This is a genomic window from Defluviitalea raffinosedens (assembly GCF_016908775.1).
GTDB lineage: Bacteria > Bacillota > Clostridia > Lachnospirales > Defluviitaleaceae > Defluviitalea > Defluviitalea raffinosedens.
Window position 1 is genome coordinate 61,127 of record NZ_JAFBEP010000009.1, and the last position, 25,659, is coordinate 86,785.

29 protein-coding genes are annotated in these 25,659 nt (G+C 34.6%); 8 read left to right on the forward strand and 21 right to left on the reverse strand.

Annotated elements, in window-relative coordinates:
* Positions 1–71 precede the first annotated feature (71 nt).
* Positions 72–923 (forward strand): phosphatase PAP2 family protein, encoded by an 852-nt coding sequence (locus tag JOD07_RS08415; protein WP_204613463.1) that lies wholly within the window; start codon positions 72–74, stop codon positions 921–923.
* A 20-nt stretch (positions 924–943) separates the two neighbouring features.
* Positions 944–1,723, forward strand: a complete 780-nt coding sequence (locus JOD07_RS08420; protein WP_204613465.1) for a 3'-5' exonuclease — start codon at positions 944–946, stop codon at positions 1,721–1,723.
* A 20-nt stretch (positions 1,724–1,743) separates the two neighbouring features.
* On the opposite strand, the gene JOD07_RS08425 is transcribed toward JOD07_RS08420, so the two are convergent.
* From JOD07_RS08425 to rpsA, 5 genes are all read right to left on the reverse strand, one after another.
* A complete protein-coding gene (locus tag JOD07_RS08425; protein ID WP_158740779.1) occupies positions 1,744–2,715 on the reverse strand; it encodes a LacI family DNA-binding transcriptional regulator in 972 nt (323 codons plus the stop codon).
* A gap of 123 nt (positions 2,716–2,838) precedes the next feature.
* Positions 2,839–4,308, reverse strand: coding sequence for a sucrose phosphorylase (gene gtfA / locus JOD07_RS08430; RefSeq protein WP_204613473.1), 1,470 nt, complete (start codon positions 4,306–4,308; stop codon positions 2,839–2,841).
* 24 nt (positions 4,309–4,332) lie between these two features.
* Positions 4,333–5,289: a carbohydrate kinase family protein gene (locus tag JOD07_RS08435; RefSeq protein WP_204613475.1), complete on the reverse strand. Its 957-nt coding sequence runs from the start codon at positions 5,287–5,289 to the stop codon at positions 4,333–4,335.
* Positions 5,290–5,729: 440 nt separating this feature from the next.
* Complete coding sequence (locus JOD07_RS08440) at positions 5,730–5,984, reverse strand: YkuS family protein (RefSeq protein WP_158740785.1); 255 nt, start codon at positions 5,982–5,984, stop codon at positions 5,730–5,732.
* A 56-nt stretch (positions 5,985–6,040) separates the two neighbouring features.
* Complete coding sequence (rpsA, locus tag JOD07_RS08445; RefSeq protein ID WP_330576574.1) at positions 6,041–7,219, reverse strand: 30S ribosomal protein S1; 1,179 nt, start codon at positions 7,217–7,219, stop codon at positions 6,041–6,043.
* A 211-nt stretch (positions 7,220–7,430) separates the two neighbouring features.
* On the opposite strand from rpsA, the gene JOD07_RS08450 reads away from it, so the two are divergent.
* Entirely contained in the window at positions 7,431–7,670 is a 240-nt protein-coding gene (locus JOD07_RS08450; protein ID WP_158740787.1) for a hypothetical protein, read from the forward strand.
* A 26-nt stretch (positions 7,671–7,696) separates the two neighbouring features.
* Here the strand turns inward: JOD07_RS08450 and JOD07_RS08455 are convergent, their stop codons facing one another.
* The 10 genes from JOD07_RS08455 to menA all read right to left on the reverse strand — a co-directional run bounded on the left by JOD07_RS08455 (position 7,697) and on the right by menA (position 15,547).
* Complete coding sequence (locus JOD07_RS08455; protein WP_158740789.1) at positions 7,697–8,260, reverse strand: rhomboid family intramembrane serine protease; 564 nt, start codon at positions 8,258–8,260, stop codon at positions 7,697–7,699.
* A 16-nt stretch (positions 8,261–8,276) separates the two neighbouring features.
* Positions 8,277–8,855 (reverse strand): flavin reductase family protein, encoded by a 579-nt coding sequence (locus tag JOD07_RS08460; RefSeq protein ID WP_204613477.1) that lies wholly within the window; start codon positions 8,853–8,855, stop codon positions 8,277–8,279.
* A 173-nt stretch (positions 8,856–9,028) separates the two neighbouring features.
* Complete coding sequence (locus JOD07_RS08465) at positions 9,029–9,190, reverse strand: hypothetical protein (protein WP_158740792.1); 162 nt, start codon at positions 9,188–9,190, stop codon at positions 9,029–9,031.
* Positions 9,191–9,246: 56 nt separating this feature from the next.
* Positions 9,247–9,750, reverse strand: a complete 504-nt coding sequence (locus JOD07_RS08470; protein ID WP_158740793.1) for a dihydrofolate reductase — start codon at positions 9,748–9,750, stop codon at positions 9,247–9,249.
* Positions 9,751–9,763: 13 nt separating this feature from the next.
* Complete coding sequence (gene thyA, locus JOD07_RS08475) at positions 9,764–10,594, reverse strand: thymidylate synthase (RefSeq protein WP_158740795.1); 831 nt, start codon at positions 10,592–10,594, stop codon at positions 9,764–9,766.
* Positions 10,595–10,803: 209 nt separating this feature from the next.
* The gene (locus tag JOD07_RS08480; protein WP_158740796.1) at positions 10,804–11,469 is read right to left on the reverse strand and encodes an HD domain-containing protein; all 666 of its coding nucleotides are present in this window, start codon (positions 11,467–11,469) and stop codon (positions 10,804–10,806) included.
* A 116-nt stretch (positions 11,470–11,585) separates the two neighbouring features.
* A complete protein-coding gene (locus tag JOD07_RS08485; protein ID WP_158740798.1) occupies positions 11,586–11,819 on the reverse strand; it encodes a glutaredoxin family protein in 234 nt (77 codons plus the stop codon).
* Positions 11,820–11,994: 175 nt separating this feature from the next.
* Complete coding sequence (locus tag JOD07_RS08490; protein ID WP_158740800.1) at positions 11,995–13,575, reverse strand: DEAD/DEAH box helicase; 1,581 nt, start codon at positions 13,573–13,575, stop codon at positions 11,995–11,997.
* An 80-nt stretch (positions 13,576–13,655) separates the two neighbouring features.
* Positions 13,656–14,504, reverse strand: coding sequence for a CvfB family protein (locus JOD07_RS08495; protein ID WP_158740801.1), 849 nt, complete (start codon positions 14,502–14,504; stop codon positions 13,656–13,658).
* A gap of 95 nt (positions 14,505–14,599) precedes the next feature.
* Positions 14,600–15,547, reverse strand: coding sequence for a 1,4-dihydroxy-2-naphthoate polyprenyltransferase (gene menA, locus JOD07_RS08500; protein WP_158740803.1), 948 nt, complete (start codon positions 15,545–15,547; stop codon positions 14,600–14,602).
* A gap of 299 nt (positions 15,548–15,846) precedes the next feature.
* Between menA and JOD07_RS08505 the strand changes: the two genes are divergently transcribed.
* The 3 genes from JOD07_RS08505 to JOD07_RS08515 all read left to right on the forward strand — a co-directional run bounded on the left by JOD07_RS08505 (position 15,847) and on the right by JOD07_RS08515 (position 17,753).
* Positions 15,847–16,716, forward strand: a complete 870-nt coding sequence (locus JOD07_RS08505; protein ID WP_158740805.1) for a cation diffusion facilitator family transporter — start codon at positions 15,847–15,849, stop codon at positions 16,714–16,716.
* A gap of 101 nt (positions 16,717–16,817) precedes the next feature.
* On the forward strand, positions 16,818–17,291 hold the full coding sequence (locus JOD07_RS08510; protein WP_158740806.1) for an acyl-CoA thioesterase: 474 nt from the start codon (positions 16,818–16,820) through the stop codon (positions 17,289–17,291).
* A gap of 315 nt (positions 17,292–17,606) precedes the next feature.
* Entirely contained in the window at positions 17,607–17,753 is a 147-nt protein-coding gene (locus JOD07_RS08515; RefSeq protein WP_204613479.1) for a hypothetical protein, read from the forward strand.
* Between the two features lie 25 nt (positions 17,754–17,778).
* Here JOD07_RS08515 and JOD07_RS08520 read toward each other — a convergent pair whose 3' ends face one another.
* The 5 genes from JOD07_RS08520 to JOD07_RS08540 all read right to left on the reverse strand — a co-directional run bounded on the left by JOD07_RS08520 (position 17,779) and on the right by JOD07_RS08540 (position 22,673).
* Positions 17,779–18,435 (reverse strand): HAD family hydrolase, encoded by a 657-nt coding sequence (locus tag JOD07_RS08520; protein WP_158740810.1) that lies wholly within the window; start codon positions 18,433–18,435, stop codon positions 17,779–17,781.
* 106 nt (positions 18,436–18,541) lie between these two features.
* On the reverse strand, positions 18,542–18,748 hold the full coding sequence (locus JOD07_RS08525) for a DUF4250 domain-containing protein (protein WP_204613481.1): 207 nt from the start codon (positions 18,746–18,748) through the stop codon (positions 18,542–18,544).
* 31 nt (positions 18,749–18,779) lie between these two features.
* On the reverse strand, positions 18,780–20,486 hold the full coding sequence (ade, locus tag JOD07_RS08530; RefSeq protein ID WP_158740814.1) for an adenine deaminase: 1,707 nt from the start codon (positions 20,484–20,486) through the stop codon (positions 18,780–18,782).
* 218 nt (positions 20,487–20,704) lie between these two features.
* Complete coding sequence (locus tag JOD07_RS08535; RefSeq protein WP_158740815.1) at positions 20,705–21,541, reverse strand: tRNA 2-thiocytidine biosynthesis TtcA family protein; 837 nt, start codon at positions 21,539–21,541, stop codon at positions 20,705–20,707.
* Between the two features lie 10 nt (positions 21,542–21,551).
* Positions 21,552–22,673 (reverse strand): cysteine desulfurase family protein, encoded by a 1,122-nt coding sequence (locus JOD07_RS08540; RefSeq protein WP_158740817.1) that lies wholly within the window; start codon positions 22,671–22,673, stop codon positions 21,552–21,554.
* Between the two features lie 231 nt (positions 22,674–22,904).
* Here JOD07_RS08540 and sfsA point away from each other — a divergent pair, with 231 nt between their 5' ends.
* Positions 22,905–23,594 (forward strand): DNA/RNA nuclease SfsA, encoded by a 690-nt coding sequence (gene sfsA / locus JOD07_RS08545; RefSeq protein ID WP_158740818.1) that lies wholly within the window; start codon positions 22,905–22,907, stop codon positions 23,592–23,594.
* A 20-nt stretch (positions 23,595–23,614) separates the two neighbouring features.
* On the opposite strand, the gene JOD07_RS08550 is transcribed toward sfsA, so the two are convergent.
* A complete protein-coding gene (locus tag JOD07_RS08550; RefSeq protein ID WP_158740820.1) occupies positions 23,615–24,022 on the reverse strand; it encodes a secondary thiamine-phosphate synthase enzyme YjbQ in 408 nt (135 codons plus the stop codon).
* A 275-nt stretch (positions 24,023–24,297) separates the two neighbouring features.
* On the opposite strand from JOD07_RS08550, the gene JOD07_RS08555 reads away from it, so the two are divergent.
* Positions 24,298–25,599 (forward strand): diguanylate cyclase domain-containing protein, encoded by a 1,302-nt coding sequence (locus tag JOD07_RS08555; protein WP_204613490.1) that lies wholly within the window; start codon positions 24,298–24,300, stop codon positions 25,597–25,599.
* The last annotated feature ends 60 nt before the right edge of the window (positions 25,600–25,659 follow it).

Below are 25,659 nucleotides of genomic sequence, written 5' to 3' on the forward strand. Positions count from 1 at the left end.
GATAACCGCTCGAATTAATCGAGCGGTTTTGTACTATAATGATTATAGAAAGCTATTCATGAGGTGCCAAAATGGAAATTCAACTAGAAATACTAAAATACATTCAATCTTTTCGCTCTGATTTTCTGGATCATTTTTTTGAACTGATTACTCTGACTGGTGAAGAAACTTTTTTAGTTCTTGTTTTTAGCTTTATCTATTGCTGTATTCATAAAGATTTCGGTTATAGATTAGGATTTTTCTTGCTGAGCAATGTCATATTTAATTCAGGTCTCAAGAACTTTTTTCATACAGCAAGACCTATAGGAAAACTAGGCATTACATCCCTTCGTCTAGAAACTGCTACAGGTTATTCTTTCCCAAGCGGTCATACTCAAGTTGCTTCGGGCTTTTGGATGATGATTATGAATTATGTCCATAAAAAATGGATGTATATACTGGGAGCCTTTATGATTGCTCTTATAGGATTATCCAGATTATATCTGGGGGTCCATTGGCCTGTAGATGTGATTGGCGGAATTGTGTTCTCATGCATTTGGTTTGTTTTTATAAATGTTTCAATGAACTACGCAGAGAAAACTCAGAAGTCGTTAATTTTTGTTCTTATTTTTATGATTTTAGGTTTCATCATTGTTATGGTTCGTGGTGTCAATGAAATCAAAATGTTTGGATGCCTGACAGGATTATTTTTTGGTTATTTAATAGAAACTAAATATATTCATTTCAAAATTCAAGGCAATTTGGCAAGACGAATAATCAGCTGGCTTTTAGGCATTATCACGCTAATATTGATTAAGTATGGACTTAAAGCCATTTTGCCTTCCAATAATATTTCCTATTTTTTACAATATGTATTGATTTGCATGTGGATTATTGCTGGAATTCCATTTTTCTTTATCAACATCATTCAAAAAAACAACTAACTGTTTGAGGAGCTATACAAATGAATTTTATAATATTTGATCTGGAATTTAATCAAGGCTTTGATTTTAAAAAAACAGGAAAACCTGCCAACAACCCTAAATGCCCCTTTGAAATCATAGAAATTGGAGCAATCAAATTAAATGAATCTTTGGAAGCAGTAGAATGTTTTCATTCTTTAATCAAACCTAAAATCTATAAACGTCTGCATCCTTTCGTTAAAGATATCACCAAAATTTCTAATGAAGATTTAAATCATGCTCCAAGTTTTTCTGAAGTGTATAAAAATTTTCTAAAGTTCATTGACAGTGAATATGATGTTTTCTGTGTGTGGGGTACTGTGGATTTGAAAGAACTATACCGAAATGCATTATATCATCGACTTCATAAAAAACGGCTGCCTCAAAGATATATAGATATTCAGTCTATGGCTGCAACATATCTGAATAATCCTACAGGAAGCAGTATAGGTCTTAGAAATGCTGTAGAATTGCTGAATATTCCTCTTGACAATGAGTTCCACAATGCTCTTTATGATGCCGCGTATACTGCTGAAATATTCAAGCGTTTATATCATAAAAACATCAAGCCTGAAACCTATAACTATTTACCCCTCTCCACAGTCAAAAAAGCTACGCAGCCTAAAAATAAGAAACGCCTGGATAAAAAAAGTTTATTCCTACAGTTTGAGAAAATGTTTAACAGACAACTGTCCTCTGAAGAAAAGGAAATGATCAAACTAGCCTATAAAATGGGTCAAACCAATCAATTTATGATCGATAACACTAAAAAAAGCCCTTAATCCTTCACTGGATTATGGGCTTAAGTTGTTTTACGTTCGATTAAGCTAATCGGCAAAACATTTTCTCGTTCTACCTGCTTGCCCTCTATTTGATCAATTAAAACCTTTATAGACAACTCTCCCATTTCTTTAATTGGCTGTCGTATGGTGGTTAAGGGAGGCACTATAAAAGAAGCAAAACCAATATCGTCATATCCTACAATTTTTAAATCTTTTGGGACTTCTTTACCTACTTCATTTGCAACATGAATGGCAGCCGTTGCTATCATATCACTGCTGGCAAAAATACCATCTATATCCGGATGGTCTATGAAAAGACTATAAATCAGTTTTTTATAATTATTGAATAGATCCAATTTCGCTTCCTTAACAATATATTCCACATTTCTTCCTGACGCAACATCTACAAAAGCCTGATATCTTTTGTTTGCCGGAGTATTAATTTCCAATGGCCCACTTATATGAGCAAGTTTCCTGCACCCTTTATCAATCAAAAGATTTGTAGCCAAAAATCCTCCATTATAGTTGTCAGATGTTACATAAGGTATGTTGTCGGATAAATCTCTGTCTAATGCCACAATGGGAAATGTAGACGAAAGATAATCTGAAGTATCTATTGTATGACTCCCCATTATGATCCCATCTACCTGATTTCTCTTTAACATTTCTACATAATCTTTTTCCTTGGCTTTGTCCTGATATGAATTGCAAATCAAAACTTTATATCCCATTTCGTATGCATAGGCCTCAACATAACTCGTAAACTCTGCAAAAAACGGATGGGAAACATTAGGAACAATCAACCCTATAATATTAGACTTTCTCCTGTACAATGAACGGGCAAGTTCATTGGGTTGATAGTCTAATTCTTTCATAGCTTCATAAACTTTCTTTCTTGTTGCCTCGCTAATATATCCTCTGTTATTAAGTACCCTTGAAACTGTCGTTACTGTAACTCCTGCCAACTTCGCTACGTCTTTTATTGTTGCCATAGTTTCAATCATCCTTTAAAGAAAGCATAATAACTATTTCTAATTTTATCACAAGGATATGAAATTGTCCACGTCATCAGGCTGATGGTGTTCTGATCTTTCAAGATGTTTTTAACAATTCACTTAAATAACGTATTCCAAAGTTTCCCCGTCATCATTAACATATTCTATTACTGATTTATTCCTTTCTAAATCTATAAACAGCGTACAATACTTATCTTCTTTTTTCCAGCTCAGTTGAATTTCGTGATGTGAAGTATCTATAACTTCAAATTCTCCATCAAAAGCGGGATATTCATTTCTGAATCTGATCAATCTTAAAAGCCTTTGTACGACCTTTTTTTGAATGGACTGCTCAATTTCATCAAGACTATAGTTATGTCTGTTCAGTGCCCGTTTTTCACCAGTTTCTTTGAAACTGTCATAATCATTTTCTCCTGCTAAAAGACCAACATAATATACTTGTGGAATTCCAGGCGCAAAAAACTGTATTGCTCTTGCTGCCATATAAGCGTCATCATCACAGTTAAGGGCCGAATAATATGTGCAATCTATCTGATGAACATCAAAGCCATCTTTGCTCTTATGTTCTTCAGATAAAATAAGACTAAGCTGGGCACCTCTTTCAAGACATATCTCCACTACTTTCCTTGCATCATTGGTATCCAGTAAATCATCCAAATCCGGTTTAACAGGAATGCCGTCATGACAATCCAGCATTGTAAATTGATTCTTAGGCCTATTTTTCAGATAACTGCAAAGTCTTTTACTGGATTTCATAATGAGGGTTTCTAATATGGTATAAGGAAGAATAAAATCATAAATCCAGAATCCTCTCTTTGCTAATTTATATTGCGTTAAATAATGTGCGTGAACTTCCGGCAATAATTCAATGCCTAACGAATCTGCCATTTCCTTAATCCAATCTAAGAATTCATAAATTTCTGGTTCAACAAAAAAGCAGCTTGTTCCTAATTTCTTTATGACATATCCCACAGCATCCAATCTTACTATTTTCACATTGTTTCTGCTAAAATTCGCAAAGAAATCCGTTAAAAGTTGTTTTGTCTTTTTTGACTTTATATCTAAATCAATCTGTTCTGATGGATCGGTTTTCCCAAAAGTAGTCCATACTTTTTCTTCTTCTCCAGTACTTTCTATAGTAAAACTAGAATATGGTACCTGCCTTCTGAGAAACATTTTATCAATGTCTTCTTGTACTGGTTTTCCATCTTCCCAAAGTTTATCAAGAGTAATAAATAAATCGGCATACTCCGAATCTCTGCCTTTCTTTAAGAAGTCTTGAAAATATGCCGATTTTTTAGAAATATGATTCACCATCAAATCTAAGAGCACATCGAATTTTTCCCCTATTTTCTGAATATCATTCCATGTACCAAACCCAGGCTCTATTTCAAAGTAAGTAAGAGGAGCAAATCCCCTGTCCCCCGAAGAAGGAAATGGAGGTAAAATATGAACACCCCCTTTAAAAATATCTGGAAAATATTTCGTAAGCACGTTATAAAGGGTTTGCAAATCACCCCCGAGTGAATCCGGATACGTAATGAGCTGTACTTTATTTTTTAATGCCATAATCAAGCCTCCCTTTCAACAGAACTATAGTTTATAAATTCTTTTAATCTCTTCAATCCTGGGCAAGTCAACAACAGCCCCCAAATATTTGAGTTTATACGCACTGACTGCAAAGCCTAATTCTAAAGCCTCTCTGATGGTATAACCTTTTACGATTCCTGCATAAAATCCTGACCAGAAAGCATCCCCTGCTCCAGTAGTATCAACGACTTCCTTGGCCAATGTATAAAATCGTATGGTTTCTTCTCCGTTGGAAACAATCGCTCCATCAGCCCCAAGTGTCATAATCACCAGCTTAGCACCTAAGTTTAAAAATTTCTCAATTTGATGAACGGGAGTATCTTCTCCAAACAACCGTTTAGCATCATCTTCAGAAGGTTTAACAATGTCCACTTTACGAAGCATTGATCTTATATATTCTGTACCATTTTCTCCTCTTTCCCATATCATTGGATGATAGTTTGGGTCAAAGCAGATAAGTACTTTATTCTTTTTTGCAATATCGACTAGTTTTTCAATGGTAGTCCTGGAAGGCTGTTTTGAAATTGGCCAACAGGAAAAATGCAAAATCTTCGAATTCTTTACGGCTTGTTCCAGTTTTTCTGTATACTCCAAATGATAATCTGCTTCTCTGTAAAAAATGGGAATGGGACTATTTTTACTTTTCGATACAACTACTAAACTGGTTGAAAAATTGGTTTTCTCAACACAACTGCTATCAATTCCTGCTTTTTCTAAATGATGCGTTAAAAATCTTCCAAAGCCATCGTCTCCAACAGCAGACACCACTAACGAATGAATACCCAGTTTCTTGGTGTTCATGGCAATGTTAGCTGGTGATCCTCCAAAAAACTTATTAAAACTATCACAGTTAAAATCATCGCAATAATCGGAACTGATCATATCTATAAGCAATTCCCCTACTGCCAAAACATCATTTTCTCTGTATGGAAAATCAATAGTTTCGTTAAAATTAAACATTATTACACCTGCCTTAATCTTGTAATAGAAAATGTATGTCAACCGATTGACACTTTATTGAATAAAAATATAAGAGATTATTTAGCCTTTGTACTATGTCTATCTAACTAGTTTTAAAAGCTTCACACCTCTCATTTTTCTAGCCACATGCTTTTAACCACCCTTGAAATTAAACCGCATACTCATAAAATCCCCCTTAAATTTCTCTGCCTGTACTCATCATTCTTTATAAAAATACAAATCCAATGAAAAAATCAGTTTCTAAATCTGTAATTACACTTTATTATACATTGATCCAATAAGTATGTCAAACGGTTGATATAATTGTTGTATATTTTTTCGTTTGAGCAACCCTTTGACATATGTATAAAACTAACAATCCTATGATCTATTTTATCAAAAAAAATAGGCAGTCATTTAAAATGACTGCCTATTCTGATCTAACTTAATCGATTGATGGATTGCTCAACTTCTTCTGGTACCATGCCACTGGCATCAATGATCGGTACCTTGGTTGAAGTTGTTTCAATACCCATAACATTCTGGTCCATGCCTGTTACAACAATAGCATCTACATTTCCCAAGCTTTTAACTGCATTTTCTGCACTTGTATCAAATTCCTGAACATTATATCCTTTGCTGCTTAAGTAATCTTTGATAGGTGATAAACCTTTTTGAACTCCTATGTTTTTCATACTCATGCCTCCTTTAAGATTATTATTTCAAAGGGCATGAGATTCTATTCATTTAATCAAAATTTTAATCCCTTTAATTTATCTTTCAAAAGATCACCTATAGTCACTTCTTCTTCATTATTTTGAACATACTGCAGCACTTCTTCGCTCGTTCCGTCTTCTGCTTCACGAATACTTAAGCTAATTCTCTTTTCTTCTGGTTTGAGTTCTATAATCTTTGCTTTTACTTCATCTCCCACAGAAAGAACTTCTGTAACTTTTGCAATATGCTTATCCGTAATCTGAGAAATATGAACCAATCCTTCTACTCCTGGCTCAATTTCAACGAAAGCCCCGAAATTTGTAATTCTAACCACTTTGCCTTGCACAATATCATTGACTTTATATTTTTTAACAGCTTCTTTCCAGGGATCTTCTTTAACATCTTTCAAAGCAAGAGAAATTCTCTCTTTCTTTTCATCGAAATCCACTACATAAACTTCTACTTCGTCTCCTACGGAAACGACTTCAGCAGGATCTAAAACTCTTTTCCAAGATAAGTCGGATAAATGAATCAATCCGTCTACTCCTCCTAAATCCACAAAAGCACCAAATTTAGCCAATCTGGTTACAATACCTCTTCTCTTTTCTCCTTTTTTAAGAGTCTTCCATATTTCTTTTTTCTGAAGTTCTCTTTCTTCTTTTTCCACTTCTTTTCTGGATAATACAACTTTGCGGCTTTTCTTATCCAGTTCAATCAGCTTTACTTTTAAGGTTTTTCCAATATACGCATTTAAATCTTCAACATAATTTATAGAAAGCTGAGATGCGGGAATAAATGCCCTGATTCCTTTTATAGGTGCAACAACGCCACCTTTGACTACTTCTTTGACTGTTACTTCTATGGGCGTTCCAGCCTCAAAATAGTCATTCAGTTCATCCCAAACTACCACCTGGTCTGCTTGCTTTTTGGATAAAATCACATTACCTTCCCCATCATCCATCTGAAGAATAAGTACATCTATTTCATCATTGGGCTTTAAAATATCTCTGGGATCAATATTTTCATCATCCGAAATTTCTTGTCTTGGAATAATGCCATCCGCCATATATCCAATATTGACCAACACTTCATTTTCATTCACTTTAATGACTTTTCCTTTTACAATGTCCCCACTGCGAAGTCTCTTCATAGACTTCTCAATATCTTCCATCATTTGTGCCATTGTCATTTCTTCTGTATGATTATTTTCCACTTAAAACATCTCCCATCTATGCAAAATAATAATTATTAATATAATACACCATAATCAAAAAATTATAAAGGCATGCATCATCGTTCCATCTGTTCCCTGGAAAATGAATAAGATCATAAATTGGCAAATAATAGATCCAAACAATATGATTACAAAACTATAAAGTGCAAATAATATAACTGCAATAATATAAAAGGAAAGGATAAACTCTATGATTCGCATTGAAGAATGCTGGACCGCTGTAGACCAAACTGGTTATTACGGAACAGTTTATGATTCTATGGAAGATGCTTCTTTAGTCGAAAAAGAAGACCCGAATTTTAAAGTAACAAAAGGTTACAGACTTGTAGACGAATATGGCAATCCTGTTCCGAATACAGAAAGTATTTATTTCGATCTGACTGAAGCAGAAGAAGCATTGGAAAGTGTAAATATAGAGCAATTTTTCTAAACATCTTTGAGGTTTCTCAAAGATGTTTAAATTTTTGTTCGGTTGATTTTATATCCAAATATTCCTCCGCAAAATCCTCCTACAATATGGGTAAGCTGTGATATAGAATCTTTATAAAGCAATCCGGATATGATCTCTCTTCCCATAAAGATAATCACAACAATAATCAATGTTAATGGAATGGTTCCTTTCTTAATATTGGCAAAAGAGCTCAATAAAATCAGCATAAATACAACTCCGCTGGCTCCAAGCAAAGCAGTATCAAAGAATAAAATGTTAATTACTCCTGTGACAAACGCTGTAAAAGTAATCATGATCAACATATTCAAAGAACCATACTTTTCTTCCAGCATGGGTCCAATTAAAAGAATGAGTAAAAAATTATTCATATAGTGTTCCCAGCTGGCATGTCCCAATACATGTCCAAAAATCCTTATATAGAACAAAGGATCCTTGAGAGAACTTCTATAAACCGAAAAGAAAAGCATTGTAGTACTGTTTTTAGTCCATTCTCCTAAAAGATAAGCCAAAAGTGCCAAAAAAGTCAAGGTCAGGATAACCGGCGCATTGTAATGAATCTTTTTAATCATAATACTCCCCCATAGACTACCTGGATTTTTTCTTTTTCTTTGCAACTGAAAAACCAAAAGTACCTAAAGGCCTGGCCAAACCGTAATATGTACCGTGGGAATAGCAAATGGGTTTTGCCTGATCCAAATGAAATTTCTTATTGTCGTCTAAGTAATGATCATCCACGTTCACCGCTACTACTTCTGCTAAAAACATATGGTGAGATCCCAAAGGAGTAATGCTCTGTACTTTGCACTCAATATTTACCGGACATTCTTTAATTAAAGGGGCACCTACTATACTCCCATTTTGCGGTGTCAGATTCATTGCTTTAAATTTATCAACATCTCTTCCTGATCTGACTCCACAAAAATCCGTTGCACGAACCAATTTTTCTGTTGTAAGATTAATCACAAATTCTTTCGTTCTCTCAATCATTCCATAGGAATACCTTGAAGGTCTTAAAGAAATATAGGTCATCGGCGGATTCGTGCAAACCGTTCCTGTCCATGCTACCGTAATAATATTCATTGATCCGTCTGTATCTTTACAAGTCACTAAAACCGCCGGAAGCGGATAAATCATATTGCCTGGTTTCCAAGTCATCTTTCCCATGTGTTTCTCCATTTCCCTGCTCATCATTATTTTATATTACATTCAAAGTTGTATCATGTTCTTGCTTTAAAAAATTTTTCACTAAACATATCCCGATTAATACGTTCCAAACCATTATATTTTATCATAATTCATCTCTATAGATCAAAAAAATCACGTCAAAAAACGTGATTTTATTTCTTTTCATCTTGAAAAAGAGGAGAATAGATTTTTTCTTTTTCTATATATTCCTTGGCAGCTTCATCTAGTTTTCTTGGCTCTCTTTCTCTTTTTTCCTGATTCAATACACCATCTTCCATTTGAATCAGTTCCATTTCCCGCCGTGTAAAACTCATAGCATCACCTCATATTAAGTATTTGAAAATACATATGAAGTTATACTATGCCTCCATTAAAAAGATAAAACATGTGTGTTTTCATAAACTGTGAATTGAAACAGAATATCTTTATACTCCTTTATTTCGCCTTCTTCAGCCATTTTCCAGTATTCCAGTTTATCCAAATCAGGGAAAAAGGTATCTGCCTCATATTGATTTTTTATCTTTGTGACATATGCTTTAGAACAGTAAGGCAACAGCAAATTATAAATCTTCTCTCCCCCTATAACATATATATCATTACTATTGTAGTTCTCCAGAATCTCAAAAAGATTTTCAAGAGAATGGCAAATGATGGCTCCATCTGCTTTATACCCTTTATTTCTAGTCAATATAATGTTGATCCTGTCAGTTAAAGGCTTCTTATTGGGAAGAGATTCAAATGTAGCTCTTCCCATAACAACAACCTTTCCTAAAGTCTTCTCTTTAAAAAACTTCATATCTTCCGGAATTCTTTGGAGTAAATCTCCTCTGCATCCAATCCCCCAATGGTTGTCCACTGCTACTATCAAATTCATATCTTTCACCTTTCTACACTGCCACCGGAATATCTTTAACGGGCTCTCCGTATTCATACCCTTCTAATTTAAAATCATCCACTGTAAAGTCGTAAAAATTCTTAATATCCGTATTGATAATGAATTTGGGGGCTGGATAAGTCTTTCTTTCAATCAATTCTTTTACGATGGGAATATGTCTGTCGTAAATATGGGCATCCGCTATCACATGAACTAACTCTCCAACCTCCAGACCACTAACCTGTGCAAACATATGGATCAATACAGCATATTGGCATATATTCCATCCATTCGCCACTAAAATATCCTGGGATCTTTGGTTAAGAATAGCATTTAATTTATTTCCTGTAACATTAAAAGTCACGCTGTAGGCACAGGGATACAAATTCATTTCATGAAGATCATGATGATTGTATAAATTCGTCATAATCCTTCTGCTGTATGGATTGTTCTTCAAATCATATAAAACTCTGTCAACCTGGTCGAATTCTCCTTCTTTATACTTATGCTTAATACCCAGCTGATATCCGTATGCTTTGCCTATGGAACCATTTTCATCTGCCCAGGCATCCCAGATATGACTGTTTAGATCCTTTACGTTATTGGATTTCTTCTGCCAAATCCAAAGAATTTCATCTATAGCCGCTTTAAAATTAATTTTTCTTAACGTTAAAATAGGAAATTCCTTAGATAAATCATATCTATTAACAACACCAAATTTCTTGATCGTATGGGCCGGTGTTCCATCTTCCCATTTTGGTCTTACTTCCTGTCCCTCAGAGCTTATCCCCGTTTCTAAAATATCACGACACATTTCTATGAAAGCCTTATCCGCTAAACTCATAACCAACTTCCCTTCTTTCTGTATTATTCATCATAATAATACTTTATAATCTCTGCTGCTTCAATAGATAATTGCTCATTGACAATTTTAAGCAATATGTATATTTACTGACTAAAATCGTTACTGCTCTTTACTTATAGCTTAGCGGAAGGAAAGCATAAATTTATCCGTATTAACCTCATTAACTGTTATTGACTTTATACATTTAATTATATCATTTTATTTCCATTAGCGACTAATTCGAATTTTGCATTTAAAAAATCAGCCGCCCTTCTGCACATAATCATCCTGGCAAGAAAGATTTCAAAATACTCTACAAGAGAAGATATTTTCATATCGATTGTTAAGTCCAGCAAAATTGTTCTTTTTTGTTCCTCAATGATCACTTTAGATTTTTCTACGGCATAATTTACCCTGTCGTGAATATCAAAAGTAACAAATTCTTTATTTCTCACTCTGCTTCTTCTTACATCAGTTTTATCCGCTAAAATCAATGCTGCCGATACAGGGTTCGCAGCCGCCCCTGTTGATTCATCGTGGTTTCCAATAGCCGCAATGATCGTTGCTATTTCCACAGGATCCATTCCGAGCCTTGAAAGAATATTAAAGGCCATAACAGCTCCTGTCTGGGCATGGTCTATTCTATTCACCGTATTGCCTATATCATGAATATAACCTGCTATTCTCGCCAGTTCAGCTTCTCTTTCAGAATAGCCCAGTGTAAGCAGTATTTTTGCCGCTGTCTCTGCTACTTTTGTCGCATGGACTACGGAATGATCTGTATAGCCCATTACTTCTAATAATTCATCGCCTTTTTTAATATAGGTGTTAATCTCTTCATTGTTTTTAATATCCTGATATGTGATAAGTTCCATTTCAATCCTCCTAATCTCTACACATTTACTAGATAGTATGTACAATAAATCATCATGCAAACAAAAAAGCCGAGGAAAAACCTCGGCACTAAACTAATCTCTACTATTCTATTATTTTATAAGCCCAACAGACTGTTGATTTTTTCTCTGTCAAAACCCACAACAATATTTCCATCAATATCAATAACAGGTACTCCCATCTGGCCAGACTTTTTAATCATTTCAGCAGCTGCTCGCTGATCAACAGCTACATTGATGTCTTTATACTGAAAATCATTTTTCTTTAGATAATCTTTTACCATATGGCAATAGGGACAGGTTGGCGTAGAGTATACCGTAATATTTTTCATGCTAGGGCCTCCTTAAAATATTATATTGTATTAATATAATATTATTATATTACGATATCTAAATATATCAATTCTGTATTTCTTTCATCATGGCTTAAAATTTTAAAATAGCCCTGCTTTACTTAAAATATTTACGTTTATCTTAGATTTTGAATACATTCATATAATGATTCAATTATCTTTTCTTGTTGGCTGGTTCCACATTAATGGGTTTACCTTTAATTTGAGCATTGTTCATAATCTTTAAGACATCTTTTGCGTATTCCTTTGGAACTTCAACAAAGGTATATTTATCATAGACATCTATGGTTCCTATCAGTTTTCCTGATAATCCTGTTTCACCTGCAATTGCCCCTACAATATCTCTCGCTCTTACATTTTGCTTTCTTCCAATATTCATAAACAAACGTACCATACCTGGTTCAGAGCCAGTATCTTCAAAATCAAAATCTATCTCTTCTTCTGTTTCCTTTCTCATTGTCATTTTAAGAAGGGCAGCAGCTAAATCAATCGCCGTATAATCTTCTTCCAAAAGGCGTTCTGCAATCTTAATCTGTTTGCTTAAATCCTCATTTTCAATAATGTTCTTGATATTTTCTATAAGAATTTCCATCTTCGCTTCTTCCACATCATTTAGACTAGGCACTTGCTGATGTAAGATTTTCGTCTTGGTATACCTTTGGATATCTTTTAATTTATAGATTTCTTTTCCTACCACAAAAGTAAACGCTTTTCCTGAGCGTCCGGCTCTTCCTGTTCGACCAATACGATGTACATAATATTCTTCATCCTGGGGCACATCATAGTTAATAACAATCTCTACATCATCTACATCAATACCTCTTGCTGCTACATCCGTTGCTATAAGTATTTCAATATTACCATTTCTGAAGCTGTTCATTACCCGATCTCTTAAGGACTGCTTCATATCTCCGTGAAGACCATCTGCAAAATATCCTCTGCCCTGAAGATCGCTTACCAGTTCATCAACTTTCTTTTTGGTATTACAAAAAATCAGTGCCAGCTTAGGATTATACATATCGATTAATCTTGTAAGAATTTCGAACTTATTTTTTTCCTTTACTTCAAAATAATACTGTTCAATGCTTGGCACCGTTAACTCTTTATGCACCACTTTTACTATTTCCGGATTATTCTGATGAGCCTTTGCAATTTCTAAAATCTCTTTAGGCATAGTTGCTGAGAATAAGACCGTCTGACGGGTCTTAGGCATATCTTTTAAAATGGTCTCGATATCTTCTCTAAAACCCATATTCAGCATTTCATCTGCTTCATCCAAAACCACCATTTTCACCTTGTCCAGTTTTAGAGTTTTACGGCGCATATGATCCATTACTCGGCCCGGTGTACCGATAATAATTTGCACACCTTTCTTTAACGAACGGATTTGTCTTTCAATAGGCTGTCCTCCATAAATCGGAAGCAATTTTATCCCTTGAAGGTATTTTCCTAACTTTCTTATTTCTTCTGCTACCTGAATAGCCAGTTCCCTGGTTGGACATAAAACCAAGGCTTGTAAATTCTGATCCTGGGGATCAACCATTTCTAGAATTGGTATACCAAAAGATGCGGTTTTCCCAGTACCTGTCTGGGCTTGACCGATCACATCTTTTCCTTCTAAAATATGTGGAATTGCCTGAGCCTGAATGGGTGTGGTTTCTTCAAACCCCATATCCCGAATCGCTCTGTTTAATTCCTCCGATATGTTTAATTCTTCAAATCTTACAGTTTCCATATAACTCTCTCCTATTATTGTTTTATCTACAGTGTCTCCAAAGAAATGCAATTTTCATTCAGCAATGCTGTTTCATTTTATCACTCGTGTATACGTATTTCCTCTATGCCTTCATCAGTTATTTTGATTTTTCCTTCTTTAAATAATTTCCCAATAGCTCTTTTAAAGGCTCGTTTGCTCATATTAAATTCCTTTTTGATAAGATCTGGGTCACTATCGTCATTAAAAGGAAGTTTGCCTCCTTTAAGCAGTAGTTTTCCCAAGATCAGCTTAGCATCTTCATCCATTTGGATATAAGATTTTTCTCTTATGCTGATATCCAATTTTCCATCTTCTCTTACCTTTACAACTCTTCCTTCTATTTTGTCTCCCTTTTTATAGGAACCATACAATTCATTTTGCGGGATCAATCCATGGTACTTATTGTCCACAGCTACCAGGGCGCCAAGATCTTCTACTATTTTATAGATTGTCCCCTGAATCTTATCATTAACCTGATATGGAGAATTACTGTTCAAAAGTTTAGAAATATCCATAGTTGCGCACAAGCGGTTGCTTTTATCAACATATAAACCAACTAAATATTTTTTCCCTTTACGCACCGGAGAAGTCTGCTCTTTAAAAGGAAGAAACAAGTCCTTCTCCAATCCCCAGTCTAAAAAAGCTCCTATTTTACTGACTTCAACCACTTGTAAAAATGCCAGTTCTCCAAGGGTCAATCTGGGAGTCCTGGTAGTAGCAACGATACGATCTTTTGAATCTCTATATATAAAGACATCTATCTCGTCTCCAATATTTTTATCTTCAGGTATCTGCTTTTTAGGTAGTAAAACATCATCATCACTTTTGCCGTCTTTCTCATTTAAATAAGCACCGACAGAAGTCATTCGCTTAATGGTTAACTTTTGAATCTTTCCTAATTCAATCATACTGCATCTCCTTGATCATATATTCCTTATTGCTTTTCTTCTGGACAATTATATCGTATCATATTGCGTTATATCCTACAAACATTTCCTGCAATTTATCTTATCAAAATACCAATACCCAAAAACAAAGCCATTGGAATATTCATGAACACAAAATTCTGTACTGCAGTAACAAAGGTATCTTTCTTTGTCTGTTTGCTCATAAATGCCTTAATATTCTTATTCACAGGAATAAGTGTTAATAAGATCAATAAAGCAAATACAGGAGTAATTTTTAATAAGGCTAAAATGGCAATATCAACATAAGCAATATAATATAATGCTCTGAAAAGCTTTAAAGCCTTATCTTTTCCTATATAAATAGGAAGCGTATATCTTTTGTTTTCAATATCATCTTCAATATCACATATATTATTTGCCAACATAATGTTTGCAATTCCTACAACTGCAGGCAGGGCAACAAGAAAAATAAGGATTAATTCTTTGATATTGATATTTATTAATAATGAAGACTGTTCAAGTAAAATCCCTGCTAAGTCTGAATTATATACGTGAATATAAATCGAAAGAAATATAATGACAAATCCCATGAAAAAGCCTGAAAAAATCTCTCCCAAAGGCATTCTTGAGATCGGAACAGGTCCGAAAGTATATAGTATGCCAACAAGAAATGAAACCATTCCAAGTAAGAGCACAATAATACTTGTATTTAAGAACAGCACAATCCCCGACAAAGATGCTATAAGCAAAAGACCAAATATTGTAATGAGTACATCCGATTCTTTTAATTTATCCCTGACTATGGCATTGTGAGACTCATATCCATATCCATAGGTTTTATTGGCCTTTTTATAATCCAAATAATTATTGATTGCCGTTGTAGCCATATCAAACGCTATAAGAGAAAAAAACATCAAAAAAAAGTTTTTTACATTAAAACCGTTAAAATGATAAACTGCATATGTGCTCCCAATCAAAAACGGAATAACACTTGCAACTTTCGTTTGGATTTCTACTAATTTCAGAAAACTGCCCACTTTCATATTCATTTCCTCCTATGTTACAGTTTGCATACAAATATTTACTTTTAACTCAGTTATTTTACTATAACTGGCTTTATAATTCAAATTTTTATCTATCTGTTCTTCAAAAAAGATAATCAATATTATTTTCAATTGATAATTACTATAATCTTTGTAAAACTGTACACAAAACAATTTCTTTTTAATATAATGATTATTATAGTTTCAATTGATAATAAACAATATGCAATACATAGGGATACAGCCGGGCCAATGACATCTTTTCAACTACGGAACAATGATTCGGGAGGAAAAATTCTATGAGTGAGTCAAAAAAAGTTAAGATGGTACTTTGGACAGTCTTATTTGCCAATATAACTGTAGCACTCATTAAAATCACCGTGGGGCAAATCATTAAAAGTACCAGTATGACTGCTGATGGCTTTCATTCTTTTACTGACGGAACTTCTAACATTGTAGGCTTAATCGGTATTCATCTGGCCGCTAAACCAAAAGACAAAGAGCATCCTTATGGCCATAAAAAATTTGAAAACCTGGCTGGTCTTTTTATTTCCGGAATGCTCGGGATTATAAGCATTAAAATCATTACGGAAGCTTTCTCGAAATTTAAAAGCACCGTCCCTCCTGCTGTTTCTTCTGAAAGTTTGGTGATGCTCATTCTTACATTAATGATTAACATTTTTATAGCTGTATATGAATATAAGCAAGGTAAAAGTCTAAAAAGTACTATTTTGATTTCTGACTCCATGCATACTCGAAGCGATATTTTTATTTCCATAGGTGTATTGATTACTCTGATCTGTGTTCGTATGGGCATTCCAGCAATCATCGATCCTGTTGTATCCATCATTGTCTCAGGGTTTATTATGCATGCAGCATATGAAATATTCCAGACAACCTGTGGTCCTCTGCTGGATCAGGCAGTTGTTGATGCTGAGGAAATAAAGAATATCGTTTTAAGTTTCGATGAAGTGAAAGATGTTCATGAAATCAGAAGTCGGGGCAGAACAGATGAAATGTATATAGATCTTCATATATGCATAGATCCTAATACAAGTTTTTTAAAATCCCATGAGCTGACAGATGCCATCGAAAAGAAACTGAGGGATAAAATCAATGGAAATATGGAAGTGAATATTCGAACCGAACCTTTTAACCATCTTCTTTAAAAACAGTTGCAGAATTAAAAATACAGAAAATAAATTTGATATTTTTGATATGATCATTCATAATAATACTATTACTTTACATTATACTAGGAGGAATTTATATGGAGGGAAAAACCCCCAGTGAATCCATGGTTGAAATGACTGAACTGGTACTTCCTAATGATGCCAATGCTCTCGGCAATTTGCTCGGAGGCAGAATGATGCACTGGATTGATATTGCCGGTGCTATGGCTGCTATGAGGCATTCCCACAAAGCAGTTGTTACTGCCTGTGTGGACAGTTTGGATTTCAGACACCCTATTCGAGTGGGTGAATTGATTATGCTTAAGGCAAAATTAACCTGGGTGGGAAAAACTTCTATGGAAGTCAAAGTGAAGGTTTTTGTAGAAAATATAGAAACTGGTGAATTAACTTTAACCAATAAAGCATACTTGACTTTCGTGGCCTTAGATGAAGAAGGAAAACCCACACCTATTCCGCCTCTCTATCCTGAAACTGATGAGGAAAAAAGGGATTATGAAGAAGGAGAAGAAAGAAGAAATGCAAGATTAAATAAAAAAAGGGCGAGATTATAAATCTTGCCCTAAATTTTTTCCAATCCAACAGGATAGTGATCCAATCCATGACATCATCATAGATCATTACATCTTTTAGCTCATCCTTTAATCTCTCTGATACACAAGAGTAGACTATCCTCCCCTTCATTATTGGCTCTGGAATTAATGATCCTTAACCCCAGCATTGCTTCTCTTGAATTTTGGATTCTTAAAATCAATTTCCTTATGGACTACATTCAGCTTCCCACAGAAAATGGGATAATATTGAATAAATAATTTCGTTAAATATTTAAATAATAAAAGTGAAAACTATTTTTTAATGGAGGCCTAAAAATGAAAAAAGAAAAAGGATTTGCAAGCTTTACTCCTGACCAGGCTAAAGAATTTATGAAACAAGAGAAGCAAAACAAACCTCAGGATCCCTATGCAGGAGAACAAAGACATAAGCAAAAGCAGCAAGCTATGAATAAAAAGCACTAACGCCAATAAACCCATAGATGCTATTCTATGGGTTTATCTTATTAAATATTTCATCCGGGGTCTCTATGACACCTTTAGGATTTAACTTTATCAATTCTTCTCTGCTTCTAAATCCCCAGAGAACCGACACCGGTTTCATCCCTGCGGCTTGTGCTGTTTTATAATCCACTTCACTGTCTCCAACATAGACGGATTCATAAGGCTTAAAACCACCTTCTGCTGCAATCGCCAAAGCTGCTTCTGGATTTGGTTTTTTAGGATATCCTCCTTCGTCTCCGATGACTTTTACAAATTTCCATTTGCCTAAAAACTCTTTTACAATGTATTCCGTTATTCTCTGATCTTTATTGGTATTAATCCCAATAGCATATCCTTCTCCAGTCAATCTGTCCAGCATATCTTCAATCCCCGGATACAAAGATATCCCCCTGGAATAAAATTGACTATATACTTCCAGCATTTCTTTATAACATAAATCTATGGTTTCATCATCCCTATGATTTTGTGGAAGAACTGTCTTAGCAAGGCTTCTTAAGCCATTACCCACAAATCTCCTGTAAGCTTCTATCGTATGGACAGGGAAGCCATGATTTTGCAATACTTTATTCATTGAAAAACCAATGCCTTCTATTGTATCTACCAGCGTTCCATCCAAATCAAAAATAATCAGTTTATTTCTCATAACATTGTTGCTCCCTTCAAACAATATCTCCTTTGCATATTTTTAAACACTAAGGAATTTATATGCGTCCTATAAAACTATAGCACAGTTGAAAGATTATTACAAATTACTCTCCATCTGCATCTTTAGAAATAAACCGATTTCTTTGCTTTTCATATACATATCCGATAGCCCCAACCATATCACAAATGGTTTGCTCCGACAGATCATATCTTTCACATAATTGATCCAAGTCCTTACATTCATCTCTTAATTTCATATTCAACCAGCTAAGTAATATATAAGGATCTCCTAAAGGTACATAACTGTTCATCTGCTCATCTCCTCTGCAACATATCTTAAAACTATTGATATGTTATAAATTTACCATGAGTTACATCATAAAGTCCATTGGTTGTTATACGTATTTCAGGAATTACCGGTAAAGCTATAAAAGACAACGTAATAAAAGGGTCCATATCATCTGGAACTCCCATTCTGTGGGCATGATCAATCATAGTCTTTAGTCTGGAATGCACTTCATTAAATTTCAAATCACTGATCAATCCCATAATCGGTAAAGGCAAAGTTTCAAGCACCTCACCGTTTTCAACAATCGTATACCCCCCCTGAGTGCGAACCAGTTCCTTCACTGCCAGCAGGATATCACGATCATTATCTCCAATAACAATAATATTATGAGAATCATGGGAAACGCTGGAGGCTATGGCACCGTTACTAATGCCAAATCCAGTCACTACTGCAAGACCTATTTTGCCCGTTGCTTTATGCCGTTCAATAACAGCAGCTTTATTATATACTTTGTCAGGCGCAAAATATCCGCCTTGACAAGGCACCTCGGTTTTTAAATGCTTTGTAACGATTTGCTGATTGATCATTTGAAGGACTGAGACGGGATTATGGGATATCTTAATCGATAGCATTTCTTCAGTAATTTCTTTGATTTTAACCGTATTTTTAATTTGATCATCAGGCTTTGGAATCACTATTGGGGTATGGCTGCCGATTAATTTTCCCTTATGATAAACAGAATCTATTTGGATGCTTTCTAAATCTTTTAAAATTACTAAGTCTGCCTGGTATCCGGGAGCGACAGCCCCTAATTTTTTTAATCCGTAGCATCTAGCAGCATTTATTGTTGCCATCTTTATGGCTTTTAAGGGACTTAGACCCAACGAGATGGCTTTTTTAATATTATAGCTTATATGTCCTTCTTCTCTGATTTCTTCAATATGTTTGTCATCCGTACAAAAAGAAAATCGTGAAGTGTCAATATTTTTCTCTATAATTCCTTTTACAATAGCCTCAAGATTTTTGGCTGCTGACCCTTCTCTGATTAATACCTGTATTCCATTTCTGCATTCTTTTAATGCATAATCAAAATCACAGCATTCATGGTCCGTACTGATCCCTGCAAGAACATAAGCTGCCAGCTGTTCATCGGTTAAGAACGGAGCATGGCCGTCAATGACTTTATCTCTGAACAAGTCCAGCTTTTCAAACATGGATCGTTCAGCATTCACTACAGAATGATAATCCATCACTTCCCCCAAGCCCAGTATTCTTGGATGGTTAATGTATCTTTTCATTTCCTCTGCTGTAAACATAGATCCATTATCTTCCATAGGCGTTGCCGGAACACAGGAAGGCATCATGACAAATACATTGGCCGGAACTTCATTGGTCTGTTCCAAAATATATTCTATTCCATCACAGCCACTTACATTAACGGACTCATGAGGATCAACGATAAATGTCGTTGTGCCCCATAAAACTGCATTATGTATCAGTTCTGCCGGAGAAACCAAAGTGGATTCCAAATGAAGATGGGAATCAATAAAACCAGGACACACATATTTCCCTTCCAGGTCCATTTCAGTTTTTCCTCGATAATTTCCCCCCCCAACAATATAACCGTTATGAATCGCCAAATCTGCCTTATAAATTTCTTCTGTAAACACATTTATGATGTTTCCATTTTTTAAGACCAAATCAGCATCAATCTTTTTTAGGGCGGCCTGAGAAACTCTTTCATATTCTTTATAATGCATATAATCCTCCTTTTTACATAAATTTAACAACAAAATTTATAAGGAACTCATTTTATATATCTATATCTCATCTATCAATTTTCTAATAAGTAAAACATTTTTAAATATTTTATTTATAAATAATATATTATATCACAATATATTTTAGGAGCAAAGTTTTTCAGATCTCGCTTTTTATGAAAAAAAGACCCGGTTCCCCGAGTCTTTTGCTTTTAAAGTTATTCCATCTTATTATCATAATCATCCAAAAAATTATACTTAACATTACCTTTCGTATAGCCAATAACGGTATTCAAATTCACATTATGAACACTTCTGAAAATATTCATTTCAATGTTTGGATTGGTTTGTCTGAATTTCTTTATTAATGCTTTCATTTCCTGACGCTTGGAACCTCCGCCACTGTCCCCAAGCATGCAATTTTCTGTCAGTCTGCAGGCACATTGGATAAACTGCAGATCATGATGCCTTTTCCAGGCAATAATGTCCTCTTCTTTAACCAAATACAATGGTCTGATCAATTCCATTCCTTTAAAATTTGTACTATGCAATTTAGGCATCATGGTTTTTATCTGGCCGCTATAAAGGATACTCATTAAAATCGTTTCGATTACATCGTCAAAATGATGTCCCAGAGCGATTTTATTGCATCCTAAGTCCTGAGCATTTTTATACAGATATCCCCTTCTCATTCTTGCGCATAAATAGCAGGGAGAATCCGCAATATCTGCAACAATATCATATATATCCGTATTGAATATTTTTATAGGGATATTAAGATACTCCGCATTATCAATGATTCTTTGCCTGTTTATGGGATTATAACCCGGATCCATTACTAAAAACTCCAGCTCAAATTTAACCTTTCCATGTCTTTGCAATTCCTGCATACACTTGGCAAGAAGCATGGAATCCTTGCCTCCGGAGATGCAGACCGCAATCTTATCTCCTTCCTGAACAAGCTCATAATCGTTAATTGCTGTAATAAATCTGGACCAAATTTGCTTCCTATATTTTTTTATGATACTTCGCTCGATTTCTTTGTACTTTTCCATATTCCCATCCTTACTTTACTAACTTTTTATAACACTGGTCGAAGCATTTCAGAAAAGTTTCTATATCTTTTTCTGTAGTATGATGGCTCAGACTCACTCTTAAGGTACTAAGAGCCAATTTTCTGTCCTTTGTAATGGCATAGACTGCTCTCGAAGGCGTATTGGGAGCGCAACAAGCAGATTTAGTAGAAACATAAATATCATAATTTTCTAATTCCCTTTGAAATGCCATTGTATCAGCTCCCTTGATACTGATATTTAAAATATAGGGAACTGCATGATCGGTACTATTGATCCTAACATTTGGATATTGCTTCAAATGTTCTCGCAATGTGGCATTAAGCTGTTTTACATAATTATATTTGCTTTCCAGATCATCGGTTGCCAAAATCAATGCTTTTTCCAGTGCTGCCACTAAGGCAAGGGTCGGCGTACCGCTTCTGAATGGGGTAGTGCTTATTCCTCCATGAATAAGAGGTTCGATAATGATATTTTCTTTTTTGACCAATACTCCACATCCGTTAATACCATAGAATTTATGGGGAGTAAATGTAGCCAGATCAACTTTCTCTAATGAAACAGGAATCTTCCCTATAGCCTGTGTAGCATCCACATGGAAGAAACAGTGAGGATAATTTAACAGGATATCTCCTATTTGCTCAATATTCTGCTCAATTCCCAATTCACTGTCCACATAACCTATTGAAACCAGTATAGTATCTTCTCTTAATAATTCCTTCAAATGGTCTAAGTCTACTAAACCATTCTCCAAAATATCGACATAATCTATTTCATAACCTAAATTTTGTAATGCTGTCAGAGGTCCTGTAACGGACGAATGTTCCAGATAAGTTGAAATAATATGCCTGCCATATCTTTTATATCCGTTTGCAATGCCTTTAATGGCTAAATTGTTGGCTTCCGTAGCTCCTGAGGTATAGATGATTTCATTTTCTTTAACCCCAAGCAGATCAGCAATATTTTTAGTACATGAATCCAGATATGCTCCGGCTTCTCTTCCTAATTTATGAGATGAATTCGGATTACCTATATAAGATTTTGAAACATTATAAAAAACCTGTAAAACTTCTTCACAAACAGGTGTAGTAGCGGCATGATCTAAGTAAATCATTTTATTACTCCTCTTATAGTATCATATACCTAAAATTACTATGAATCATGATACGTTTTTAAATAATATTTGTCAATATAAAATTATTTCTATAACATATAACATTATGGAATAAACTTTATTACTTTTCATAAGAATTATAAATTTTTAACTGTTGACTTAATCGTTTAAAAGTTATAATAATAACTATAAAAATATCAACAATCATGATTCTTTAGAAAGGTTAATACTATGAAACTCAATTATGAAATCTGCTACGGTACTTTCATAAAACGCCCCAATCGATTTATTGCTCATGTGAATGTATCAGGAAAAGAAGTGATTTGTCATGTTCCAAATACCGGAAGACTGAAAGAATTGCTATATCCGGGAGTAAAAGTGATGCTTTCCTATCATCCTTCTTCCACAAGAAAAACCAACTATGAGCTTAGAATGGTTCAAAAGGAAAACAGCTGGATTTCAATTGACTCTCAGCTTCCTAATGCTCTTGCCCACGAAGCCGTTTTAAGCGGTATCATTGAAGAGTTAAAAGGATACCCTGTTATCAAAAAAGAAGTATCCTATTCAAACAGCCGTTTTGATCTTCAGCTTATGGGGGAAGATGGCATTTGCTTTGTTGAAGTTAAAGGTGTCACATTAGAAAAAGATCAATGGAGTTTCTTTCCGGATGCCCCTACAGAACGGGGACGTAAGCACATTGATGAAATGATTCACGCAGTTAATAACGGGTATCGTGGAGCAATACTTTTTGTCGTTCAAATAGAGTATGCAAAAGGTTTTAGTCCAAATGTTGCTATGGATCCGGCCTTTGCACAAAAAATAAAGGAAGCTCAAGGAGCAGGAGTTAAGATTCTCGCCTACAGATGCAGTATAGCTCCTGATGAAGTAAAAATCGTTGAAAGCATCCCTGTAAAAATATAAAAGCACTTACATGTTCAAATTCAACCTGATATCAGCTTAATATATACTTTTCTGTTTCTGGGGCCGTCAAACTCGCAAAAATACACGCTCTGCCAGGTCCCCAGCACCAATTTCCCTTCATGTATTATGATGGTCTTTTCTGCACCCATGTACGAAGATTTTAAGTGGGCATGGGAATTCCCTTCTATATGCCTGTAATCCCCATGTACAGGAAAAACTTTATCCAATGTTGCTATAATGTCCCTTACAACATCAGGGTCAGCATTTTCATTAATGGTAATACCAGATGTTGTATGAGGACAATATACAACGGCAATACCATTTTGAATTCTGGATTTTTCTACCGCCTGCCTGATTAAATATGTAATATCTATAAACTCTTCATTTTTCCTCGTAACCACTTGAAATTGAAATAAACTGGTTTCCATAACAATTCCTCCTTAGAAAAATAAAATTATTTCGAAACAAGAAAGATCAGGTCTTGAAAACAAGACGAATTTTCTTATTTCATAAAAAAGTTTATATTGTATTTATAATACTGTCAATTTTGATCAAAAATTATCATTAAAGCTTATAAAAATCTTATGTTTTTTTCGTTAAAGGTGTATAATGTAATTATAACAATGTTATTTGCAATATAATCAACTTCTCACAACACTCATGTGTTCACTATCAGCAGAGCAACTTTTCAGGGGGGAAATAAATGCTCTCTAAGGATTCATACATCTTTAATCGTATAGATTGGTATTTAAACATCTTTAATAACATCTCTGACTTTATTTTTCTTATAAAAGTAAACGACGACGATGATTTTCGTTATTCATTTATAAACAAAGCAGCAAAGCAATATACTGGTTTAACCGAAGATGCCATTGGACGAACTGTTCATGATATGCTGCCTAAAATATTAGCTGATTCAATCATCCATCAGTATAAATATGCTATTGCTCAAAAACATTGTATTACATATGAAGATCATGGCTTCTTTGAATCTTTTGATTCTGATAGCGATGAAAACTATAAATATTTCGAGTCAAAAATTACTCCTCTGTTTAATAATGAAGGGATCTGTACCCATATTATTGCTATTGTCAGAGAGATTACTGAAAGAAAAAGAAAAGAAAAAGCCCTGAAGGACAGCGAAAAGAAATATAGATTGATTGCCGATAATATGACAGATCTTGTCAGTATTATAGATCTTAACGGAAAAGTAATCTATGCTTCTCCTTCGCATAACGCTATTTTAGGACATGCACCCGAAAATTATGTCGGAGAGAGCTTTTTTAATTTCATTCATCCCAGCGAAATTGAAGAAGTTAAAAATCAAATCCAGGATATGTTAAAAACCAAAGAATCAGCCACATTGGAATTTCGTCATATGCATTCAGATCATTCCTGGCTGTGGCTGGAAGTCAAAATGTCTTTGGTTCTGAATGAGGATGAAAATCCAAAGCATTTTCTTTTGGTTGCAAGAGAAATCATGGAAAGAAAATTGTTTGAAGAAAAGCTAAGGTATTTGGCCTATCATGATACCTTGACCAATTTGCCCAACCGAAGGCTCTTTAAAACAAAATTAACTCAGTGTATCGATGAAGCCAGCAATCTTAATGAAAACATTGCAGTAATGTACATAGATATTGATCGCTTTAAACAGGTTAATGATACATTAGGTCACGATATAGGAGATAAATTATTGTGCCAGTTTTCTCAAAAAATAAAAGCTTGTCTGAGAAAATCCGATGTATTGGCCCGTCTGGGTGGGGATGAATTCTGTATTTTATTAAGGGTCAATCAAAAAAAAGATGCCATCAGTATAGCAAAAAGAATTATTAACGATATTCAGCCCAAATGGAAAATTAACTCCTGTGAATTTAATGCTACTTTAAGCATCGGAATGGCTTTTTACGAAGATGGCCTGGACGAAGAAACTCTGCTTAAAAGAGCAGATATCGCATTATATCATGCTAAAAAAAGTGGAAGAAATACCTTTCAAATATATAAATAAAACACAAAAAGCTGGATAACTGCTCATACAGTTTCCAGCTTTTATGTCTTTTATAAACCT

Excerpts from the sequence above, each read along its gene's own strand:
- JOD07_RS08420 (WP_204613465.1), top strand. The coding sequence starts at position 944 with ATGAATTTTATAATATTTGATCTGGAATTTAATCAAGGCTTTGATTTT.
- JOD07_RS08460 (WP_204613477.1), bottom strand. The coding sequence starts at position 8,855 with ATGGGAAAGATGACTTGGAAACCAGGCAATATGATTTATCCGCTTCCG.
- JOD07_RS08495 (WP_158740801.1), bottom strand. The coding sequence starts at position 14,504 with ATGATTGAATTAGGAAAGATTCAAAAGTTAACCATTAAGCGAATGACT.
- JOD07_RS08470 (WP_158740793.1), bottom strand. The coding sequence starts at position 9,750 with ATGAATTTGATAGTAGCAGTGGACAACCATTGGGGGATTGGATGCAGA.
- JOD07_RS08490 (WP_158740800.1), bottom strand. The coding sequence starts at position 13,575 with ATGGAAACTGTAAGATTTGAAGAATTAAACATATCGGAGGAATTAAAC.
- thyA (WP_158740795.1), bottom strand. The coding sequence starts at position 10,594 with ATGAGTTTAGCGGATAAGGCTTTCATAGAAATGTGTCGTGATATTTTA.
- JOD07_RS08485 (WP_158740798.1), bottom strand. The coding sequence starts at position 11,819 with ATGAAAAATATTACGGTATACTCTACGCCAACCTGTCCCTATTGCCAT.
- JOD07_RS08510 (WP_158740806.1), top strand. The coding sequence starts at position 16,818 with ATGGAGGGAAAAACCCCCAGTGAATCCATGGTTGAAATGACTGAACTG.
- JOD07_RS08480 (WP_158740796.1), bottom strand. The coding sequence starts at position 11,469 with ATGGAACTTATCACATATCAGGATATTAAAAACAATGAAGAGATTAAC.
- ade (WP_158740814.1), bottom strand. The coding sequence starts at position 20,486 with ATGCATTATAAAGAATATGAAAGAGTTTCTCAGGCCGCCCTAAAAAAG.
- JOD07_RS08415 (WP_204613463.1), top strand. The coding sequence starts at position 72 with ATGGAAATTCAACTAGAAATACTAAAATACATTCAATCTTTTCGCTCT.
- sfsA (WP_158740818.1), top strand. The coding sequence starts at position 22,905 with ATGAAACTCAATTATGAAATCTGCTACGGTACTTTCATAAAACGCCCC.
- JOD07_RS08435 (WP_204613475.1), bottom strand. The coding sequence starts at position 5,289 with ATGTTTAATTTTAACGAAACTATTGATTTTCCATACAGAGAAAATGAT.
- JOD07_RS08525 (WP_204613481.1), bottom strand. The coding sequence starts at position 18,748 with ATGAACAGTTATGTACCTTTAGGAGATCCTTATATATTACTTAGCTGG.
- JOD07_RS08555 (WP_204613490.1), top strand. The coding sequence starts at position 24,298 with ATGCTCTCTAAGGATTCATACATCTTTAATCGTATAGATTGGTATTTA.
- JOD07_RS08535 (WP_158740815.1), bottom strand. The coding sequence starts at position 21,541 with ATGGAAAAGTACAAAGAAATCGAGCGAAGTATCATAAAAAAATATAGG.
- JOD07_RS08425 (WP_158740779.1), bottom strand. The coding sequence starts at position 2,715 with ATGGCAACAATAAAAGACGTAGCGAAGTTGGCAGGAGTTACAGTAACG.
- JOD07_RS08550 (WP_158740820.1), bottom strand. The coding sequence starts at position 24,022 with ATGGAAACCAGTTTATTTCAATTTCAAGTGGTTACGAGGAAAAATGAA.
- menA (WP_158740803.1), bottom strand. The coding sequence starts at position 15,547 with ATGAAAGTGGGCAGTTTTCTGAAATTAGTAGAAATCCAAACGAAAGTT.
- JOD07_RS08505 (WP_158740805.1), top strand. The coding sequence starts at position 15,847 with ATGAGTGAGTCAAAAAAAGTTAAGATGGTACTTTGGACAGTCTTATTT.
- JOD07_RS08520 (WP_158740810.1), bottom strand. The coding sequence starts at position 18,435 with ATGAGAAATAAACTGATTATTTTTGATTTGGATGGAACGCTGGTAGAT.
- JOD07_RS08440 (WP_158740785.1), bottom strand. The coding sequence starts at position 5,984 with ATGAAAAACATAGGAGTTCAAAAAGGTTTATCACCTATCAAAGATTAC.
- JOD07_RS08465 (WP_158740792.1), bottom strand. The coding sequence starts at position 9,190 with ATGAGTTTTACACGGCGGGAAATGGAACTGATTCAAATGGAAGATGGT.
- JOD07_RS08540 (WP_158740817.1), bottom strand. The coding sequence starts at position 22,673 with ATGATTTACTTAGATCATGCCGCTACTACACCTGTTTGTGAAGAAGTT.
- JOD07_RS08515 (WP_204613479.1), top strand. The coding sequence starts at position 17,607 with ATGAAAAAAGAAAAAGGATTTGCAAGCTTTACTCCTGACCAGGCTAAA.
- gtfA (WP_204613473.1), bottom strand. The coding sequence starts at position 4,308 with ATGGCATTAAAAAATAAAGTACAGCTCATTACGTATCCGGATTCACTC.
- JOD07_RS08455 (WP_158740789.1), bottom strand. The coding sequence starts at position 8,260 with ATGATTAAAAAGATTCATTACAATGCGCCGGTTATCCTGACCTTGACT.
- JOD07_RS08450 (WP_158740787.1), top strand. The coding sequence starts at position 7,431 with ATGATTCGCATTGAAGAATGCTGGACCGCTGTAGACCAAACTGGTTAT.